We start from the raw sequence: 21,832 nt of genomic DNA on the forward strand, positions 1-21,832 counted from the left end.
GTGCATTCAAAATGGTAAAATGAAAGTTGAGACTATATAGGAAGTGAAAAAATTCATGGCAAACCTATTAAATAAATTATTTGATTTCAATAAACGTGAGTTAAAAAAATTAGAAAAAATCGCTGACCAAGTAGAGGGATTCGCTTCTCAAATGGAACAGCTTTCAGATGATCAATTACAAGCGAAAACAGAAGAATTTAAACAACGTTACACGGATGGCGAAAATTTAGAGTCGATTCGTGCCGAAGCGTTTGCTGTAAGTCGTGAAGCATCGAAACGTGTATTAGGGATGTACCCATTCCGCGTGCAAATTATGGGGGCTGCTTCATTAGATGAAGGTAATATTTCGGAGATGAAAACCGGGGAAGGTAAAACTTTAACAGCTACGATGGCGGTGTATCTCAATGCGCTTACAGGTAAGGGTGTGCATGTTGTAACAGTCAATGAATATTTGGCGAGTCGTGATGCTGCGGAAATGGGCGAGCTGTACAACTTCTTAGGGCTGTCAGTTGGTTTAAACTTGAATAGCTTGTCAAAAGAGGAGAAGCGAGCGGCATATGAGGCAGATATCACGTATAGCACGAATAATGAGCTTGGCTTCGACTATTTACGTGATAATATGGTGCTTTATAAAGAAGAACGTGTACAACGTCCACTTCATTATGCTGTTATCGATGAAGTTGACTCGATTTTAATCGATGAAGCACGTACACCATTAATTATTTCGGGACAGGCCGGCAAATCAGCGCAATTGTACAAGCAATCTAATGCATTTGTACGTATGTTAAGTGCAGATACAGATTACACATATGAAGAGTCTACAAAAGGTGTTACCTTAACGGATGCCGGTGTGGAGAAAGCCGAAAAGGCGTTCGGTATCGACAATCTATTTGATTTAACACATGTACGTTTAAACCATGCCATTAACCAATCATTAAAGGCCCATGTTAGTATGCATAATGATGTTGACTATGTCGTACAAGAGGGCGAGATCGTCATCGTTGACGGCTTTACGGGTCGTTTAATGAAAGGCCGTCGTTATTCTGACGGACTACACCAAGCAATTGAGGCCAAAGAGGGCGTTGAGATTCAAAATGAATCGATGACAATGGCGACAATTACGTTCCAAAACTACTTCCGTATGTATCAAAAGCTTGCAGGTATGACCGGTACAGCAAAAACAGAGGAAGAGGAATTCCGTAATATTTATAATATGAGTGTTATCGCGATTCCAACGAATAAACCAATTGCGCGTGATGACCGAGCGGATTTGATTTTTGCGTCGATGGAAGGAAAATATAAAGCAGTTGCGGCAGATATTGCAGAACGTCATAAAGCTGGACAACCCGTTCTTGTTGGTACTGTAGCAATTGAAACATCTGAAATTATTTCCAATTTATTAAATAAACATAAAATCCCGCATAACGTATTAAATGCGAAAAACCATGAGCGTGAGGCAGAAATTATTGCGAATGCTGGTGAAAAAGGTGCGGTAACCATTGCGACGAATATGGCTGGTCGTGGTACAGATATTAAACCTGGTGAAGGCGTAATGGAAATCGGTGGATTAGCGGTAATCGGTACAGAGCGTCATGAATCTCGCCGTATTGATAATCAGTTACGTGGACGTTCTGGTCGTCAGGGGAATCCAGGGGTTACGCAATTCTACTTGTCTCTTGAAGATGATTTAATGCGTCGTTTTGGCTCTGATAACATGAAGTCAATGATGATGAAGTTAGGAATGGATGATTCTCAGCCACTGCAATCAAAAGTTGTTTCGAGAGCTGTAGAATCTGCACAAAAACGTGTTGAAGGGAACAACTTCGATGCACGTAAACGTTTATTACAGTATGATGATGTTTTACGTCAGCAACGTGAGATTATTTATAAAGAGCGTTATGATGTCTTAGAAACTGAAAATATGCGTGTGCTTGTCGAGTCAATGATTCAAGAAACAATCGACAATATTGTCGGACTGTATACGCAGGGTGAGCAAAATGATTGGAACTTAAAAGCCATTGAGGACTTTGTTGCTGCAAACCTATTAGAAGAAGGCGATTTGAAGGCAGCAGATTTACAAGGCAAGTCTTCCGAAGAAATTATTGCATTGATTTCAGACGCTGTGCAGACTCGCTATGATGAAAAAGAAGCTGAGCTTACGCCAGAGCGTATGCGTGAGTTTGAAAAGGTTATTTTATTGCGTTCAATTGATACGAAGTGGATTGATCATATTGATGCAATGGACCAGCTACGTCAAGGTATTCATTTACGTGCATATGGCCAAAATGATCCACTGCGCGAATATCAACAAGAAGGCTTTGCAATGTTTGAGGACATGGTCGCTTCGATTCGCGAAGATGTAGCAAAATATGCCATGAAGGCAGAAATTCGTAGTAATCTTGAACGTGAGGAAGTTGCTAAAGGCCAGGCGGTTAATCCGAAAGAGGATGGTTCGCCAGCTCCGAAAAAGCAACCTGTACGCAAGGCTGAAAATGTCGGTCGAAACGATTTATGTCCATGTGGAAGTGGCAAGAAGTTCAAAAATTGTCATGGTGCAGGACAATAAGATAGAATCTATGAAAGATCATTTCAACATTACGTTGAAATGGTCTTTTTTCGTTTTATAACACTTTAAAATTTTAGATAAAAAAGTAGAAAGTAGTCAGAATTGATAGACAATTGAGTGTTGAATGTATACAATAAATGTAACAATAGGTATTTAGTTGAATTAATCAATGGGAATTAGTGCTTCTAATTATATGTAAAGTAGACTAGTGAAATAGATAGATTGAAAGTGTTGAGTTGTTCTGTAAACCTTTTTTGTGAAAATGGGGTGATTCGCTGTAACTATAAAATATCCTCGATAATAATGTCCTGTCAGACCTACCGAGGAAATTTATTGGAGTATACCAAATGTCAACTAGTATATTCCTTGTTATTGTAACTATAAAATTTTTAAAGGAGGTTTTTCAATGCGTTATAATAATGAAGACATAATGAGTCGTGAAACAATGCTGTATATGCCTGAGTATGATTCCTTTGGAAATTTGTGTACGCGTGTCATTGAACGGGATTATCAATATGTATCAAAATTAACGCCAACGCAATTAATGGACTTTAATCTACGATATTATGGATCAAGTTTACGAGGGGCTTTTGATGGATCAAAAATGATTCTAGGTAAGCTCAATAAGAATCCAATTATTGTGCATGAACGTTTTAATATATTATGGTTTCCAAGTAAGTCGCCCTTACATCCAGATTGTATTTGGTTTGCTGTACATCAAATAGATGATTTTACAGCAGTTGATAAAAAGCAGACAAAAGTGATTTTTATGAATGGTAATGAAATGATTGTTGATGTAAGTGCAAAGTCATTTGAATATCGAATTCAAAGAGCTTTTTTATTGAAATATAAATTAGAGAAACGAACGAAGCATCTACTTGTCAAACATGACCGTGTGAAAGTATTTCAACGAATGAGGAATCGCCCCTTGCTAGAAGAAGAAGCAAAGAAAGATGATGATTAGAAGAATTTTATGACACATACTATCACAGAACTTGTGTAATAGTATGTGTTTCTTCTGTTGTTTAAAATGGTGTTGTGCTGAAAAAAGTATGTTTTCCGAAATAAAAACGCTATAATAGAAAGATACGGATTTCTGCATGTAGAAATCCATTAAAAATGTTCGGAGGATTTTACGATGATAGAATTAGCAGATGTACGTAACACGTTAGACAATACAGCCAAGAAACTGGCGGACTTTAGGGGGTCTCTTTGACTTAGAAAACAAAGAGGCACGTATTCAGGAATTAGATGAAATGATGCTAGAGCCTGGCTTTTGGGATGATCAGCAAGGAGCACAAGTGGTCATTAATGAAGGTAACGGCTTAAAGGCGATTGTCAATGAATATAAAGAGTTAGTGGATACACATGAAAACTTAGATATGACGTTAGAATTATTGCGCGAAGAACCGGATGAGGAATTACAAGAGGAGCTAGGCAAAGAGCTTGTGGAATTCCAACAAAAAATAGCGGACTTTGAGTTGCAATTATTATTGAGTGGTCCATATGATCAAAACAATGCGATTTTAGAGCTACATCCAGGTGCAGGTGGAACGGAATCACAAGATTGGGGATCAATGTTGCTTCGTATGTATACGCGTTGGGCTGAAAAACGTGGTTTTAAAGTAGAAACGGTCGATTATTTACCAGGTGATGAAGCAGGGATTAAATCCGTGACATTATCCATTAAGGGGCATAATGCTTACGGTTATTTACAGGCAGAAAAGGGCGTGCACCGTTTAGTGCGTATCTCACCATTCGATTCTTCAGGTCGTCGTCATACATCATTTGTATCCTGTGATGTGATGCCCGAATTTGATGATAATATTGAAGTGGATATTCGCACAGAGGATTTAAAAATTGATACGTACCGTGCAACAGGTGCTGGTGGTCAGCATATTAATACGACAGATTCAGCCGTTCGTATTACGCACATTCCTACTGGCACAGTCGTGCAATGTCAAGCAGAGCGTTCACAGATTAAAAACCGTGAAAAAGCTATGACTATGTTAAAAGGGAAATTATATCAATTAGAAATTGATAAGCAGCAAGCTCAACTAGATGAAATTCGTGGTGAGCAAAAGGAAATTGGCTGGGGCTCGCAAATTCGTTCTTATGTATTCCATCCATATTCAATGGTGAAGGATCATCGTACAAGCGAAGAAACAGGTAATGTAGGCGCAGTTATGGATGGAGATTTAGATCCATTTATTAATGCATACTTACGCTCAAGAATCGGATAATAGAAATAAGGCTGGGACAAAAGAGAAAAAGTGTTAGATTGACTGATGTCGATTTAACACTTTTTTGCTGTGAACGTTGATGTCCACTACGGCGGACGCTTTCCGGGGGCGTCACGCTAATCCCCCAAGAGTCGCCGCCTTCGCTACCATCAACTAGTGCTATCTTCTGAATTTTTCTTCATTTTAGATAGCAACAATTTAATAATACCTTTGCTCCTCTTTCTTAAAATTTAAAGTTTTGTTCCAACCTCATTTTTTATGGAATGATTTTGATATAGGCTTCATAAATACATTACGGCTGTAGACTTATTTTTAAATCACATCAACTGTCTAGAAGGGTGGGTGGTATGGAGCGTCCTGGCTAAGCTGTTTTCGCTCACCCATATAATGCTTATAGAGCATGGAGGCATTGACAAATTGTTTGCTAATTGATGCATATTTAATGGGGAATTCAATACGCATATCGTTTTTTAGTATGACAATACAACCGTTTTCACTCGGTATAATATTAGATATAGCATGGAGTCCAATCCATGTATTGTGTATAGAATTTGGTGAATAGGTTGGGAGGAAAATGCAAGGAAAGCCGAAATCATAGGCGACGACAATTGGCAGTTTATGTTGATTGCCAAAAAAACGTTTTGCAGAATATTTTGCTGCTTCATAAGTTGTACCTAAAGATAAGCAAGATTTCCGCAAGACATGCATCGGTTTACGTGTAACAATAAGTTCATTATGCTTGTCGATTACGCGTGTGAAGATTTTAGACTCATGTTGAATAGGCTGTAACAAATACGTATTGAATGACATTATATAACCATTAACATAGTTCGTTGACATATTATGTAGTGCCTCCTTTTGCTATTTATTAGCTGTAGTTTATAACACAAACTAACATTCATAAAATACTGGATAATGATGAAAATCCCTAGATAAAACAGTTAATTTCTTAAAAGAAATGCATGTAAAAACATGAGAAATATACCAAATCAAATCAAATTTCATTTCTTAAGCATTGCATTTTAGTTCCAATTTTCTTATAATTTAGAAAAGGATCGAGGTGAGATCGTTGGATAAATATTATTCGTATACAGATTTTCTAAAAGCCGTTGGTCAGTCAAAAAAAGTTGATGAGGCAGAGAAATTATTGAACGAGATTTATTTAGATCTATTTTTAAATCGTATCCAGCGTATGCATCGTGAGGAGCAGCTTATGGTTCTGATAGATAGAGCACTCGATGAAAAAGATGAAAGAGCATTTCATCAATACGCAACTGAATTAGAAATATTACACCAAGTAGCAAGTGAATAATATGACGAGCCCGCTCTCCAATAATTGGAGGGCGGTTTTTTTATTAAATCAAGGGTATTTAAATAATATCTGCAAGTAGCAATGTTGCTAGATGAGGAAAAAGAGTGTGTAAAGGCGTTTGCAGGGATTTCAAGTATCCAGTGGTTAACATGTTAAGGACTTTAGAATGTACCTCGGATATCAGGGAGTAATTTCCATTAGAAACGTCAATGCTAGAAAGATAATAGGAGAGAGAAGAACTTATTAATAAAAAAATAACAAACATTCGTTCGTTAAATGTTCGATATTTTCATACTGCTATGCTAAAATAAATGTACAAATTGGAAGGAAAGGACGGGGACATGTGTGCAAGAATTTGATTTACAAGCGCCATATCAGCCTAGTGGGGATCAGCCGCAGGCAATCGTAGAATTAGTGGAGGGCGTTCACGCAGGTAAACGTCATCAAACATTGCTTGGCGCAACAGGAACAGGTAAAACGTTTACGATTTCTAATGTGATTCAGCAGGTGAAGAAACCGACGCTTATTATGGCCCATAATAAAACGCTTGCTGGTCAATTATATAGTGAGTTTAAAGAGTTTTTTCCAAATAATGCAGTTGAATATTTTGTCAGTTATTATGATTACTTTCAGCCAGAGGCCTATGTACCACAAACAGATACGTACATCGAGAAAGATTCTAGCATAAATGATGAAATCGATAAATTACGTCACTCTGCTACATCTGCACTTTTTGAGCGTGAGGACGTCATTATTATTGCATCCGTGTCTTGTATTTACGGATTAGGTTCTCCACAAGAATATCGAGAAATGGTCGTGTCAATTCGCACAGGTATGGAAATTGAGCGGAATCAATTGCTTCGAAAACTTGTGGATGTACAGTATGAGCGTAATGATGTGAGCTTTACTCGTGGGACTTTCCGTGTTCGCGGTGATGTTGTTGAAATTTTCCCAGCATCGCGCGATGAACATTGTATACGTGTTGAATTTTTCGGTGATGAGATTGACCGCATTCGTGAGGTCAATGCGTTGACGGGTGAAATTTTAGCGGACCGTGATCATGTAGCTATTTTCCCTGCGTCCCACTTCGTTACACGTGAAGAGAAAATGATTAAAGCCATTGAAAATATTGAAAAAGAACTAGAAGAACGACTTACTCTATTACGTGCGGAGGATAAGCTACTAGAGGCACAACGCTTAGAGCAGCGCACACGCTATGACTTAGAAATGATGAAGGAAATGGGCTTTTGCTCAGGTATCGAAAACTATTCCCGTCATTTAACATTACGTGAAGCAGGGGCAACACCGTACACATTAATGGACTACTTTCCAGAGGATTTTTTGCTGGTCGTCGATGAAAGCCATGTAACACTACCACAAGTGCGTGGTATGTATAACGGGGACCAAGCGCGCAAAGGTGTACTTGTAGAGCATGGTTTCCGCTTGCCGTCTGCGCTCGATAACAGACCACTGCGTTTTGAAGAATTTGATGCTAAAGTAAGTCAAGCGATTTATGTTTCGGCAACGCCTGGTCCATATGAAATCGAGCATACGCCAGTGATGGCTGCGCAAATTATTCGTCCAACTGGTTTGTTAGACCCATTAATTGATGTACGTCCGATAGAAGGGCAAATTGATAATTTAATCGATGAAATTCAAGAGCGTATTACTCGTAATGAGCGTGTTCTCGTAACAACATTAACGAAAAAAATGTCGGAAGATTTATCCGCTTATTTGAAGGAAATGGGCCTAAAAGTGGAATACTTACATTCAGAGATTAAGACGCTAGAACGTATTGAAATTATTCGTGAGTTACGGAAGGGCACGTATGACGTACTAATTGGCATTAATCTTTTGCGTGAAGGGCTGGATATTCCTGAAGTTTCCCTTGTCGCGATTCTAGATGCAGATAAGGAAGGCTTTTTACGATCAGAGCGCTCATTAATTCAAACAATAGGGCGAGCAGCCCGTAACGCCAATGGACATGTTATTATGTACGCCGACAATATGACAGATTCCATGAAAAAGGCTATTGAAGAAACGAAACGTCGTCGTACACTACAGATGGCGTACAATGACGAACATGGTATTACACCGAAGACCATTGTGAAGAAAATTCCTGATATAATTCGTGCGACACAGGTTGCTGAAGAAGAGGAATCGTATGTTACGAAGGCAACAAAAGATAAGAAGTTGACGAAGGTAGAGAAGGAGAAATTACTTGCTACACTTGAAATAGAAATGAAAGAAGCAGCAATAGCACTTGATTTCGAACGTGCAGCAGAATTGCGAGATACTATCTTTGAATTGAAGACAGAAGGGTGATCGGGCTTGTGAAAAATACAGAAATCGTCGTGCAGGGCGCACGTGCACATAATTTAAAAAACATTAATGTCACAATTCCACGTGATCAATTAGTTGTGCTGACGGGTTTATCCGGCTCAGGAAAGTCCTCGTTAGCCTTTGACACGATTTATGCGGAGGGGCAACGTCGTTATGTCGAATCATTGTCTGCTTATGCTCGCCAATTCCTTGGACAGATGGACAAACCAGATGTGGATGCGATTGAAGGACTATCACCTGCCATATCGATTGATCAAAAAACGACGAGTCGAAATCCTCGTTCAACTGTAGGAACAGTAACGGAAATATACGATTATTTGCGGTTACTTTATGCACGTGTCGGCAAGCCAATTTGTCCAAATCACGGGATTGAAATTACTTCCCAAACAATTGAACAAATGGTGGACCGCCTTCTAGTTTACCCAGAACGTACGAAAATGCAGTTACTTGCGCCAATGGTTTCAGGGCGCAAGGGAACGCATGTAAAGCTGCTAGAAGATTTGAAAAAGCAAGGCTTTGTACGAGTACGTATTGATGGCGAATTACGTGATTTAGATGATGCAATCGATCTTGATAAAAACAAAAAGCATTCTATTGAGGTAGTTGTGGACCGTGTCGTTGTAAAAGAAGGTATCGCTGCACGTCTTAGTGATTCGCTTGAGACGGCCCTTCGGCTAGCGGAAGGGCGTGTGTTAGTTGATGTAATGGAGCATGAAGAATTACTCTTTAGTGAACATCATGCCTGTCCATTATGTGGCTTTTCAATTGGTGAGCTTGAACCAAGGATGTTTTCATTCAACAGTCCGTTTGGAGCCTGTGCAAGTTGCGATGGTTTAGGTACAACTCAAGAGGTAGACCTTGAATTAGTTGTGCCAGATTGGGACCGTTCATTATTAGAGCATGCCATTGCACCATGGGAACCGACAAGCTCACAATATTATCCACAGCTATTAAAGGCGGTATGTGACCACTATGATATTCCGATGGACGTGCCTGTAAAAGATCTACCGAAAGAAAAAATGGATAAGATTTTATATGGCTCAGGGAAGGATAAAGTTCATTTCCATTATGAAAATGAGTTTGGCAATGTGCGTGACCAAATGATTGAATTTGAAGGTGTTGTGCATAATGTAGAGCGCCGTTTTAAAGAGACAACTTCTGATTATGTGCGTGAACAAATGGAAAAGTATATGGCACAGCAAGACTGTCCGTCTTGTAAAGGCTATCGTTTAAAACCAGAAACATTAGCGGTGAAAATTGCTGACAAGCATATTGGAGAAGTGACAAAGTATTCCATTCAGGATGCAGATACATTTTTCAAAGAGCTAGATTTATCAGAAAAAGATATGCAAATTGCTCGACTTGTCTTGCGTGAAATAGAAGAACGGCTTGGTTTTTTAGTCAATGTCGGTTTGGATTATTTAACGTTAAGTCGTGCCGCTGGAACACTTTCTGGTGGGGAAGCACAACGAATTCGTCTAGCGACGCAAATAGGCTCTCGTTTAACGGGCGTGCTTTATATATTGGATGAACCATCAATAGGATTACATCAACGTGACAATGACCGTCTCATTAGCACGCTACAAAATATGCGTGATATTGGCAATACATTAATTGTTGTGGAGCATGATGAAGATACAATGATGGCAGCGGATTATCTGATTGATGTAGGGCCTGGGGCAGGTGTACATGGTGGTGAAATAGTGGCGGCAGGAACACCACAGGAAGTGATGGACAATCCTAAGTCGTTAACAGGGCAATATTTGAGTGGTAAGAAGTTTATTCCATTACCAATTGAGCGCCGTAAACCAGATGGTCGTAAGCTTTCTATTAAAGGAGCAAAAGAAAACAACTTACAAAACGTCAAGGTAGATGTACCATTAGGATTATTTGTCGCAGTGACCGGTGTTTCTGGCTCTGGTAAATCGACACTTATAAATGAAATTTTATATAAATCTTTGGCGCAGAAGCTTAACCGTTCAAAGGTGAAGCCAGGTACACATAAAGAAGTGGCAGGTATGGAGGAACTTGAGAAGGTTATCGATATTGACCAGTCACCAATCGGTCGTACACCACGTTCAAACCCTGCGACTTATACAGGGGTCTTCGATGATATTCGGGATGTCTTTGCGACAACGAATGAGGCCAAAGTTCGTGGCTATAAAAAAGGTCGTTTTAGCTTTAATGTAAAAGGTGGACGCTGTGAGGCTTGTCGAGGAGACGGCATTATTAAGATTGAAATGCATTTCCTACCAGATGTATATGTACCTTGTGAGGTTTGTCATGGTAAGCGTTATAACCGTGAAACGCTTGAAGTGAAATATAAAGATAAAAGTATTGCTGATATTTTAGATATGACAATTGAAAATGCAGTCGTGTTCTTCGAAAATATTCCTAAAATCCAGCGTAAACTACAGACGATTGTGGATGTTGGCTTAGGTTATATGAAACTAGGTCAGCCTGCGACGACCTTATCAGGTGGCGAGGCACAGCGCGTAAAGCTGGCTTCAGAACTACACCGTCGTTCCACAGGGAAATCATTCTATATTTTAGATGAACCAACAACCGGCCTGCATGCTGATGATATTGCACGTTTACTAATTGTCTTGCAAAGACTTGTAGAAAATGGAGACTCGGTCCTAGTGATTGAGCACAATTTGGATGTAATTAAAACAGCCGATTATATTATCGATTTAGGTCCAGAAGGTGGCGATAAAGGTGGTACAATCATCGCTACAGGTACACCTGAAGAAGTAGTGGAAGTAAAGGGTTCTTACACAGGGAAATATTTAAAACCAATTTTAGTGCGTGATCGAATGCGTATGGAAGCAGTTTTAGCACAAGCATCTAAATAAAATGTTCAATGTTCTACTAGATTATGCTTAGATGCCGCGGGAGCAATCCTATATGGATAAAAAATTCGCGACATTCCTGCGGGTTAGTGAACACGTTAAGCCTCAAAGATACTTTTGTTCTATGAGGCTTGTGAATCACTTGTGGAAAAGAAAGCGAATTTTTTTTCTCATCTCGCCATACTTTTTTCATTTTTAATATGAAACCTTTCATAAAATGTTACGTATAAATAGTATAACGAACTGAGGGAGGCTATTAGATTTATGCAAAATGAACGTCAACGAATTTTAGAACTTGTGGAAAAAGGAATTATTTCAGCGCAAGAGGCGATTACATTATTAGAAGCATTAGAGCAACCTAGCAAGTCCACTCAAAATGTTATGAATGATGTGTTGAATCAAGAACAACAATCTTCTACAGAAAAAGAGTCTATATTTAATGAAGCACCAAAAGAGGAACACAAGAAAGATACAGATTTTATGAAGTACTTCCAAGATGAAATGCAAGATTTTCGTAAAGATTTATCGCAAATCGGCTCAGTCTTTATGGATATGATGAATACGGCAGTAAAAAAAGTGAAGGAATTTGATGTTGCCTCTCCCTTCGGTGATAAATTTGAATTTACACATACCGAAGAGTTTGCAGCTGCAAATGTACAAAATGTCATCGTCGAATTACCAAACGGCAATTTTACATTAGAGCCTGGTGAAGGAGACAACTTCCAGGTCATCTGTAAAGTGAAGGCACCTCTTATTAATGACAATGAAGAAGAAACACGCAGCCATTTCCTAGAGCAATTTGTTGTAAAAGAGGATGTAGATTCACTACGAATTTTAAGCCAATTGAAACTTGTACAGGTCAATGTAAAAGTACTTGTGCCTAAGGAACAGTTAGAAAAATTGTCTGTGCGTTTGATGAACGGTAGTGTGACTTTACAAGATACTAAGCTAGAGCAATTAAAAGTAAAGACCCTAAATGGTGCTATTAAAGGTTCTAAGCTAAGTTTTACGAAAGCAGAGATTGATTCTTCTAACGGTTCGATTGAATTAACAGATGTCCGCGGTAAAGATTTAGAAGCTGAAACATTAAATGGTCGCGTCTATTTAGATGGAGCATTGGATGAAGTGGAAGCAAAATCGGTGAATGGACATGTTGTAGTGACGACTTGCTCTAGCAATTCATCAAAAATCAAAGCACAAACCGTTGCAGGGGCTGTTGAATTATATGTGCCTCGCACGATGTCATTAAGCGGTAAAATAGTGACGAACTTTGGTAAAGTAGATGTTGGGATTCAAGATGTTTCAAAAATGGAATCGCAGGATCAGTTTTTATCAAAAGTAGTACGCTTTGATAAAGAAGTAGAAAATGCAAACCGTTTATTTATCGAAGGTGAATCGAAAACGGGTGCAGTTTTGGTACGTTATACGACTACTGACGAACAACAAGTATAATATGGAAAGCATTCAGGCTATGAAATAACATAGCTTCAGAGTTGATAAAAGGTATTCAGAATGATTACATTCCGAATACCTTTTGAAATTTTATCAGACAAAATAATTACAAATAGCCTCTATTAACGAGAGTAGCTCGCTACAGCCAAATATTTTCCGCCACTTTGGAATTGCGATGTCCAATTATAGCTTCTTCAAATTCATGCCAGCCAAAAGCAACGCCTGCCTGAACAATTTTTAAATCCCTCGTAAAGTTGTCCACCGCATACCATGCTGTTTTTTACTTCCGCAAGTACACGTTCAATCGTTTCTTTTCGACGTGCATAGCATTGTTTCACGTCACTTTGTAAGGTACCATTTAATGGATGTCATTCATTATTGCCGTCAAGCTATTCATCACCACAAGCATTTATAGACGTACACGAGTTGATGGGGGCGCAGGCGACGAGTATAGCTGGCGGTATTCGCCTTTCGCTACAGAGTAAAGCTTCCTGCGGGAAAAGCACGAGCTAAAGGGCCCGCAGAAGCAATCGCGGCGAGGAGACTGAAGCGATGTCCGCGAAAAGCGTCCACTATAGAAATTCAACGTGTTCATCTAGATACTTCTTTCTTAAAAGCAAAGTTTGTCAACAGTCTAAGGCTATGAAATAACATAGGCTTGGATGCCTTTTAATTGTGATATTGTCCAATGTTGCATATACATAAAACAGGAATCGACTTACATACTTATGAAGTGATTGCTGTTTAATTTTGTCTGCATTTTATACTACACTAGTACATTCTTTGACAATATAATATTTAAATAGAAGCAACTTCCAAGGAATGAAATGAAACTGTAATAAAAAAACATAGATTGAGTGCTATAATAGATAGAGAAATACATCTTACATGTGTAAGAGGTTTAGGTGGTTTAAATATGATAGAAATGAAAAATGTGACAAAGAAGTACCCGAATGGTGTCGTTGCGACAAACGGCATTTCGGTTAACATAAAGCAAGGTGAATTTGTCTATGTTGTGGGTCCAAGTGGTGCAGGTAAATCGACATTTATCAAATTAATGTATCGTGAAGAAAAAGCGACTTCAGGCGAAATTACTGTAAATGGTATTGACTTAGGGTCATTAAAAAATAAAAAAGTACCTTTCTTGCGCCGACAACTCGGTGTTGTTTTCCAAGATTTCAAATTACTTCCTCGTTTAAATGTTTATGAAAATGTAGCATTTGCTTTAGAGGTTATTGAAGAGGAACCGGCAGAGATTCGACGCCGTGTAATGGAAGTTCTTGAGTTGGTAGGACTTAAACATAAGGCGAGAATGTTCCCAAATGAACTTTCAGGTGGGGAACAGCAACGTGTTTCCATTGCACGCTCCATTGTTAATGTACCAAAAGTGGTCATTGCAGATGAGCCTACAGGGAACCTAGATCCTGAAACATCTTGGGAGATTATGAATTTATTTGAAGAAATTAATGCGCGGGGTACAACGATTGTGATGGCCACCCATAACCGCGAAATCGTGAATACGATTCGCCGTCGGGTAATTGCGATTGAAGGCGGAATGATTGTCCGTGATGAACACGGAGGTGATTACGGCTATGAAATTTAATACGATAAAACGCCATTTCCGAGAAAGTATAAAATCACTTGGCCGGAATAGTTGGATGACGATTGCATCAGTAAGTGCAGTAACAGTTACATTGATACTTGTAGGTGTATTTGCACTGATTATGATGAACTTAAACAAAGTAGCGTCAGACTTAGAGAATGATGTAGAAATTAAAGTTTTAATTGATGAGACGGCAGATGAGGCGGCTGAAAAAGAGTTACTCACAAAAATTGAAAAGTTACCTGATATTGCGGAGATGTCTTATTCAACAAAGGAAAATGAGTTAACAAAATTAGTAAAAGATTTTGGCGATGACTTCAAGTTATTTGAACAAAGTAACCCACTACGCAATGTAATTTATGTCAAGGCAACAGATCCACAGCAAACAGCAGCCGTTGCAAAGGCAATTGACAAATATGAGTATACATATGACGTGATGTATGGTGAAGGTAAGGTAGAAAAACTTTTCAACTTCTTAAATATTAGTCGTAATGTAGGACTTGTACTCATTTTAGGGTTATTATTCACAGCAATTTTCCTAATTTCCAATACCATTCGCATTACAATTATTGCACGTCGCGATGAAATTGAAATTATGAAACTTGTTGGGGCAACGAATTCATTTGTGCGAATTCCATTTTTATTAGAAGGTATGTGGCTCGGAATTTTAGGTTCTGTTATTCCGATTGCGGTTGTCGCAACTCTTTACCACAATGTATATAAAATTATTGCACCACGTTTAAAAGGGGAGCTTGTTCAATTACTGGATTTCTCACCACTGGTGTACCAAGTAAGCGGTCTACTACTACTTATTGGTGTGCTGATTGGTATTTGGGGAAGTTTCATGTCAGTGCGTAAGTTTTTAAAAATTTAACGTGTCGCAAAATGTAAGTCGTATTTTTTAGTTAATTGAATTATCAACCACAACTACATTACGCATTAAGTGAAATATTGAAATTAATAGTCGAAGGGGAGTTCAATCGGTGAAAAGTATGGCAAAAAACTCTATAAAAACATTTGCAGCAATGACTGCATTATTCCTTTTTATCCAAACTCCATCAGCGTATGCAACTAGTTTATCGGATTTAAAAGATGAGAAGAAACAAGTCGAAACAAAGAAAAATGAATTAAACTCTTCAATTAATAATAAAACAAGTGCAATTAGTGCGAATCAAGAAAAGCAACAAAAACTATTAGATCAAATACAGACATTAAACGCTGAAATCGACAAAACAAACAGTAATATCAAAAATGTATTAGCGGATATTCAAACGACAAACAATGAGATTAAAGCATTAGAAGAATCTATCAACGAACTTATGCGTAAAATTGAAGAGCGCGATATATTATTACAGGATCGTGCGCGTGCGATTCAAGCGGGTGGTTCGGTCAGCTATTTAGATGTTTTACTTGGTTCTAATAGCTTTGTAGATTTCATCGACCGCTTCTCAGCAGTCAATGCACTGCTGGAAGCGGATCGTCAAATCATACGTGACCAAAAAGCAGATAAAGAAACACTAGAAGAACAGAAGCAAGCACTGGAAAACAAGCGACAAAAGCTTGAAGACAACAAAGCAGAGCTTGAGCGTCTAAAATCATCACTAGATGGACAAAAAGCACAGAAAAATACTTTAGTCGATCAATTAGAAAAAGAGCAAGAAAAGCTGAAATCTGAAAAAGTATTACTAGAAAAAGAATATTCAGAAGCACTTGATATTAGTGCAGAATTACAACAGCAAATTATTGCAGAACAAAATCGTTTAGCCGAAGTTGCACGTCAACAAGAAGCAAAACGTAAAGCGGCAGCAGCTGCCGCTGCCGCTGCGGCAAATTCTGGCGGTTCATCAGGCTCTTCTACAGTCAATGCACCACAATCTAATGGCACATGGATTAAACCAACAAATGGCCGTTTAACATCGCCATATGGTTGGCGTAATATTGGTGCGGGTCCAGAATTCCACTATGGTGTGGACCTTGCCAACAAAACAGGCACGCCTATTTGGGCGTCTGCTGACGGTGTTGTATCATATGCCGCACCACTTAGCTCATATGGCAATGTAGTCATTCTTACGCATTCTATCAACGGTCAAATTTATACAACCGTTTATGCTCACTTAAGTGCGTTCAATGTTAGTGTTGGAACAGAAGTGACACAAGGGCAGCAGATTGCTGCGATGGGTAGTACTGGTCGTTCAACGGGCCCTCACTTACACTTTGAAGTGCATATTGGCTCTTGGCAAGGACAAGCAGTTGGTAGTGTAAATCCACTAAAATATATTCCTTTGTAACAATAACGAAAGAAGCTAGGACAAAAGAGAAAAAGTGTTAGATCGACATCAGTCGATCTAACACTTTTTTGCTGTGAACGTTGATGTCCACTACGGCGGACGCTTTCCGGGGGCGTGGCCTGAGCCTGTAGTCTCAGGCGTCACGCTAATCCCCCAGGAGTCGCCACCTTCGCTACCAACAACTAGTGCTCTCTTCTAAATTTTTCTTCATTTTAGATAGCGAAAATTTAATAATACCTTTGCTCCTCTTTCTTAAAAGTTTTGTCCCAGCCTCTTTTTTCGTTATTTGAATGAATGCTCGATAAATAAAGAAAGTTAGTCGATAATTTAAAATAGTGCTCGATAAATATTGCGATCTATTCGATAAAAAGTAATAGGTGAGCGATAACATTCATAAGGCAATGAATTCTAACTTATACGTTACGGGGTATTTTTCAAGTAGTTTGCTCAAAAAATAAACATGATCAGATTGTTTAAGAAGGTTTTTTGAACACACTGTGAAATTTCAGTATGGAAAAAACTTTGTATGCTATGCTAAAGCTATCTTTTTTCATGGAGGATTTGCGGGTGCTCAATACAGAGTGGTTTTCAATTCGAACATTAACATTACCAGCTACAGCGATTGCTTTATTGGCCGCATTTTTTGTAGTGTGGTTTGTTTTACGTATGCAATTTTCAAAGCAATGGTCGGGCGTATATGCTGACGCAATCTTTACCTTTATCATCGTCTGGAAATTCAGCTTAATTGTAACGGATTTTAAAGCAGTGCTTGCGCAGCCATTAGCACTACTTTATTTTAATGGAGGTACATTAGGCGTCTACTTAGCTACTATTACTGTGTTGCTTCAGCTTTTATGGAAGCGCCACAAGTTACAATGGGCTGATGAAGGAGTAATGGCGAGCGTATGGGCAATCATCTTAACGCAATCTATTTACCAATGGTTCGTGGTATTATTAAATGACAATTCAATGAATAGTGAAGTTATTACGTTAACAGTGCTAAGTATACTAACGCTTTTCATACTATGGAAAATAACAGCGCTTCAAAAAGCCTTAATAATTTATACAGCTGGATATCTAATTGTTGCTACTCTTCAGCCACAGGGCTTATGGCAACCGGCTGTAGGTGTGAGCGTCCTATTACTTATGTTAGGCTTAGGAATTCAACGAGTAGGGGGAAAAAAATGAAGAAAAATATTGGATTGCTGGTTGTCGTATTGCTAGTGGTCGCGATGATTGGTACATACGTCAGACAGCAAATTGATAAGGACCGAGAGATTGATGTAGCCTCACTCGGAAAAGAAACAGAGCAACGTGAAATTGGATTAAAAAAAGGGGATACACCACCTGATTTCACATTAACGACTTTGGATGGGGAAGAGGTAACTTTAAGCGACCTACGTGGAAAAAAAGTGGTGCTTAACTTTTGGGCAACATGGTGTCCGCCTTGTAAGGCAGAAATGCCACATATGCAAAATTATTATGACCAATATGCTAAAAAGGAAAATGTAGAAATTTTGGCTGTCAATTTAACATCTGCTGAACGAGATGTTACCGAAGATGCTAAAATTGATACAATCACTACGTTCAAGGATAGCTATGAATTAACATTTCCTATCTTACTCGATAAGAAAAATGATGCTGGCTTTGATTATCAAGTTATAACAATTCCAACAACATATTTCATAGACTCGAATGGATACATTCAACGTACCATTCAAGGGCCAATGGATGTAGATATGCTGACGAACTATGTAGAAGCACTAGACTAATAAGCACTAGGGAATGTCTCAAAAGAAATACTATCTTTTGGGACATTTTTTGTTTTTTTAAAAGCCCAACAGTAGAATAATGATTTCAGGCATTGCTAGCAAGTCTTTGCAAACCATTTTCCTTTTGCGTAAGAAAATAAAAATTGTCACAGATGATTTTGGGGTAGCTTTATGTTGTATGTTTGAAAAAGAACATTCATACAGTAAAGAGACGGAGGAGGGAAGGTTTGCGCAAAATTACCGCAGGTGTCGGCGTACTTATCAGTAGTATATTGGTAGGTAGTGGATTTTACTTTGACTGGTTTAATGGTGCGGAGAAAAAGGAGCAAGTTACTGAGGTCGAATCGATTAATGAAGCCATGCATTTAATTGAGGAACAATCTGTGTATAGTACAAAAAAGGATGCATTAGTAGAAGGGGCTCTTCGAGGCATGGCGGATGCGATAAAAGACCCTTATAGTACCTATTATTCGAAGGATGAGGCCGAACAGCATCGACAAATGCTTGCTGAGGAAAGGGTCGGCATTGGAATTGAACTATCGGAAAACAAAGGGAAATTTATCGTTGTGTCTCCTGTTCGTTCGTCCCCAGCAGAAAAGGCAGGAATGCGTTCGCTCGATGAAATTGTACAAGTTGATGGCGTACGAGTGGATGGTAAGACGATGAGTGAATTAATGCATTTAATTCAAGGTGAAAAAGGTACAAAAATCACAATAGTGGTCTATCGTCCAAGTGAAGATAAGCATATTAAAATGACCATGGAACGTGCCGCAATTTCCAATAAAACTGTAGCAAGTGAGGTAGTGATGGTAGAAGATACTGCCATTGGTTATGTGGAAATCTCGCTCTTCGGTGAGAAAACGGCTAACGAGTGGGTTGCAGAAACAAGTAAATTACTACGCAAAGATGTAGAGGGGTTAGTTGTTGATGTACGTGATAATCCAGGGGGTTATTTACATAGCGTCGCAGCGCTACTGAGCACGGTGTTGGAAAATGGCAAGGTATTTGCGTATATGCAAAATGCTGAAGGTGCTATGGAACCATTAAAGACTGAATCGAAAAGCTTTGATGAAAAATATCTGCAAACGATGAATAAATTACCGATTGTCATTTTGCAAAATCAAGGCAGTGCATCGGCAAGTGAGGTACTGAGTGGAGCGTTAAAAAGTTGGGATCGGGCTTCCATTGTCGGTGTGAAAAGTTTCGGTAAAGGTACAGTGCAGGAATCTTGGGCTCTGTCAAATGGAGGAGAACTTAAATTATCCACGAATAAATGGCTGACACCAAAACGTGAATGGATTCATGGGCAAGGAATTGAAGCAGCTTTAGTCATTGAACAAAATGAATTATTTGCATTGCAATTGCATCCATTAACAGGGCAATTTAAAGTAGGTGATATGAGTGAAGAAATTGCTTATACACAAAAAGCCCTGCAAAAACTAGGCTATCAAATTGTTCGATTAGACGGTTATTTAGATGAAGCCACAGACGAAGCTGTAAAGCTTTACCGTGAGCAGAAGAAGTTAACAAAAACAGACAATGATGTTTCCATGGATACGGCCTTTTTTAATAGCCTGAATGAAACGTTAAAAAATTATAAAGAAGATCGCACAAATGATTTACAGTTCCAGATGGCAACAAGCTTTTTATTGCATAATATTGAACAATAGACTTTTTAAATCTAGGAAATATGATATGAATACGAAGCTTTCTACTAGTTTGTACTACGCAAGAGTGTAGTCCTTTGATACAATGAATTCATAGTAATTGAGATAGAAATGGCGGGTGTCTGTATGGCTAGTAATATTTTAATAGAATTTGTAACAGCGATTGGCCGCTTTCTACTGAACCCAGTAATATATATAGCAATTTTGTTAGCTATCTTATTAGGATATAGTCGCGTGAAGCAGGAGCGTAAATTTTTTAATAGACGTATTATTTGGGGCTGGACTGAGTTAGTAGGGCAGTGGAAACGAGGATGGCCTTATGCGCTAATCATTTCCATCATAAGTGTTGGGGTAGGCTTGACAGTACCAAAAACATTTTTACTTGTTTTGCTTGCTTTCTCCGCACTGGCGCTCTTGCTGTTTTTCATCAATTCATTATCATCAATTTATACAATGGGCTTTGCAACATTGGCAACATGGGCTATGTATCAATACGATTGGTCGTTTTCATGGTGGAAAGTGTCATTAGAGGGCACGGATTTATTTGAAGGTGCTATTGTAACAATCACGATTATAACTGGATTATGTGTGATTGCTGAAGGTATGCTGATTCGTCGAACTTCAACAATGGTGACAACGCCACGTGTTGAAAATACGAAGCGCGGTATGCAGGCCATTGTGTATCGGACGAGAAACATATGGGTATTACCGATACTCTTTATCATACCTGGTGATGTCATTTCGTCAGTTATTCCATACTGGCCACAATTCACATTGGGAGAGAGTAAATTTGCACTTGTAGTATTTCCAGTAGTTATCGGATTTTCAAAGCTTTCAAGAAAAGAATTGCCGGTTCTACAATTACCGAAAATTGGACGTTCTGTATTGTTGTTAGGGCAACTGATGGTAATAGGTGGACTTGCTTCAGTCTTCGAGCCTGTGGTTGGCTTGATAACCCTAGCGGTGGGCGTAATCATTCGTCTTAGTATTACAATATATTATGCGATACAGGACAAGACGGAAATTTATGCGGTTGCACCAAGCTCTAAGGGGGCGGTCATTGCGGCAGTTTTACCGGATTCACCAGCAGAGAAAATGGGTTTACTTGCAGGGGAATGTATTCGTAAAGTAAATGGCCATCCGATTTATACAGAAAATGAATTATATGAGGCGTTACAATTAAATGCTGCTCATTGTCGTTTAGAGGTGCTTGATCGTAACAACGAAATTCGTCTCACACAGCATGTAATTTACAGCAATGATCATTACCGTATTGGTTTATTGTTAGCGGAGCAGAGGGATGTATGATAGATGTTATTGGAAAAATGATGTTGGCGCTATTTTTACCCGCATTATTAGTGTTATTGTTTACACGCATTACGTATAACCGCTATGTGGCACTTTTATTAGCAATTGCACTTATTGCAGCATCGGTTTATGCAGGGTATACGTCGCCACCAATTATTTTCGTTGTAGATGCTTTTTCGTTAACAGTAGGCTTTTGGCTTGCAAGTCGCATGCAAAAAAAATAGCCTCATCAACAAAAATTTGGACATCTGTTAAAACGTTTGCCATTTATACCACATTAACTAGGTGGTGGATCACCTGACCGTAAGCCTGATTGGTTCAACTACCAATCAGTAGAGATAAAGAAATCCCCGACTGATTGAAGTTTTACGTTGTATAGTTGATTGGAGTGGAGGCTGCGTGACTCCTTGGGAATCAGCGTCACAG

16 protein-coding genes are annotated in these 21,832 nt (G+C 38.8%); 15 read left to right on the forward strand and 1 reads right to left on the reverse strand.

Annotation, left to right across the window (positions count from 1 at the left end):
• Positions 1-55: 55 nt before the first annotated feature.
• From secA to prfB, 3 genes are all read left to right on the forward strand, one after another.
• A complete protein-coding gene (gene secA, locus C9J31_RS03765; protein ID WP_107925287.1) occupies positions 56-2,566 on the forward strand; it encodes a preprotein translocase subunit SecA in 2,511 nt (836 codons plus the stop codon).
• A gap of 406 nt (positions 2,567-2,972) precedes the next feature.
• Positions 2,973-3,530, forward strand: a complete 558-nt coding sequence (locus C9J31_RS03770; RefSeq protein ID WP_107925288.1) for a competence protein ComK — start codon at positions 2,973-2,975, stop codon at positions 3,528-3,530.
• Between the two features lie 177 nt (positions 3,531-3,707).
• Positions 3,708-4,809 (forward strand): peptide chain release factor 2 gene (gene prfB / locus C9J31_RS03775; protein ID WP_107925330.1). Its coding sequence is split into 2 segments (ribosomal slippage): positions 3,708-3,779 and positions 3,781-4,809, totalling 1,101 coding nucleotides; the frame shifts between segments, so codons are not numbered across the junction.
• 330 nt (positions 4,810-5,139) lie between these two features.
• Here the strand turns inward: prfB and C9J31_RS03780 are convergent.
• Positions 5,140-5,649, reverse strand: coding sequence for a competence protein ComK (locus C9J31_RS03780; RefSeq protein ID WP_107947348.1), 510 nt, complete (start codon positions 5,647-5,649; stop codon positions 5,140-5,142).
• A 229-nt stretch (positions 5,650-5,878) separates the two neighbouring features.
• On the opposite strand from C9J31_RS03780, the gene C9J31_RS03785 reads away from it, so the two are divergent.
• From C9J31_RS03785 to C9J31_RS03840, 12 genes are all read left to right on the forward strand, one after another.
• On the forward strand, positions 5,879-6,121 hold the full coding sequence (locus C9J31_RS03785; RefSeq protein ID WP_107925290.1) for an IDEAL domain-containing protein: 243 nt from the start codon (positions 5,879-5,881) through the stop codon (positions 6,119-6,121).
• Between the two features lie 345 nt (positions 6,122-6,466).
• The gene (gene uvrB / locus C9J31_RS03790) at positions 6,467-8,446 is read left to right on the forward strand and encodes an excinuclease ABC subunit UvrB (RefSeq protein WP_107947347.1); all 1,980 of its coding nucleotides are present in this window, start codon (positions 6,467-6,469) and stop codon (positions 8,444-8,446) included.
• 8 nt (positions 8,447-8,454) lie between these two features.
• The gene (uvrA, locus tag C9J31_RS03795) at positions 8,455-11,319 is read left to right on the forward strand and encodes an excinuclease ABC subunit UvrA (RefSeq protein ID WP_107947603.1); all 2,865 of its coding nucleotides are present in this window, start codon (positions 8,455-8,457) and stop codon (positions 11,317-11,319) included.
• A gap of 261 nt (positions 11,320-11,580) precedes the next feature.
• Positions 11,581-12,768: a DUF4097 family beta strand repeat-containing protein gene (locus C9J31_RS03800; RefSeq protein ID WP_107947345.1), complete on the forward strand. Its 1,188-nt coding sequence runs from the start codon at positions 11,581-11,583 to the stop codon at positions 12,766-12,768.
• 916 nt (positions 12,769-13,684) lie between these two features.
• Positions 13,685-14,371, forward strand: coding sequence for a cell division ATP-binding protein FtsE (ftsE, locus tag C9J31_RS03805; RefSeq protein ID WP_107925293.1), 687 nt, complete (start codon positions 13,685-13,687; stop codon positions 14,369-14,371).
• Positions 14,361-15,245 carry a permease-like cell division protein FtsX gene (gene ftsX / locus C9J31_RS03810; RefSeq protein WP_054768182.1) on the forward strand — a complete coding sequence of 295 codons (885 nt, stop codon included), beginning with the start codon at positions 14,361-14,363 and terminating at the stop codon, positions 15,243-15,245. Before ftsE ends, ftsX begins: the two co-directional genes overlap by 11 nt.
• A 109-nt stretch (positions 15,246-15,354) precedes the next feature.
• Positions 15,355-16,659: a murein hydrolase activator EnvC family protein gene (locus C9J31_RS03815; protein WP_107947344.1), complete on the forward strand. Its 1,305-nt coding sequence runs from the start codon at positions 15,355-15,357 to the stop codon at positions 16,657-16,659.
• 567 nt (positions 16,660-17,226) lie between these two features.
• A complete protein-coding gene (locus tag C9J31_RS03820; RefSeq protein ID WP_107947342.1) occupies positions 17,227-17,847 on the forward strand; it encodes a hypothetical protein in 621 nt (206 codons plus the stop codon).
• Entirely contained in the window at positions 17,844-18,431 is a 588-nt protein-coding gene (locus C9J31_RS03825; protein ID WP_107947340.1) for a redoxin domain-containing protein, read from the forward strand. Before C9J31_RS03820 ends, C9J31_RS03825 begins: the two co-directional genes overlap by 4 nt.
• A 227-nt stretch (positions 18,432-18,658) precedes the next feature.
• Complete coding sequence (locus C9J31_RS03830; RefSeq protein ID WP_107925296.1) at positions 18,659-20,101, forward strand: S41 family peptidase; 1,443 nt, start codon at positions 18,659-18,661, stop codon at positions 20,099-20,101.
• Between the two features lie 123 nt (positions 20,102-20,224).
• Complete coding sequence (locus C9J31_RS03835; RefSeq protein WP_107925297.1) at positions 20,225-21,406, forward strand: PDZ domain-containing protein; 1,182 nt, start codon at positions 20,225-20,227, stop codon at positions 21,404-21,406.
• Positions 21,406-21,630 (forward strand): DUF2198 family protein, encoded by a 225-nt coding sequence (locus C9J31_RS03840; RefSeq protein ID WP_054768186.1) that lies wholly within the window; start codon positions 21,406-21,408, stop codon positions 21,628-21,630. Before C9J31_RS03835 ends, C9J31_RS03840 begins: the two co-directional genes overlap by 1 nt.
• The last annotated feature ends 202 nt before the right edge of the window (positions 21,631-21,832 follow it).

The sequence above is a fragment of the Lysinibacillus parviboronicapiens genome (assembly GCF_003049605.2).
GTDB classification, from domain to species: Bacteria; Bacillota; Bacilli; order Bacillales_A; family Planococcaceae; genus Lysinibacillus; species Lysinibacillus parviboronicapiens.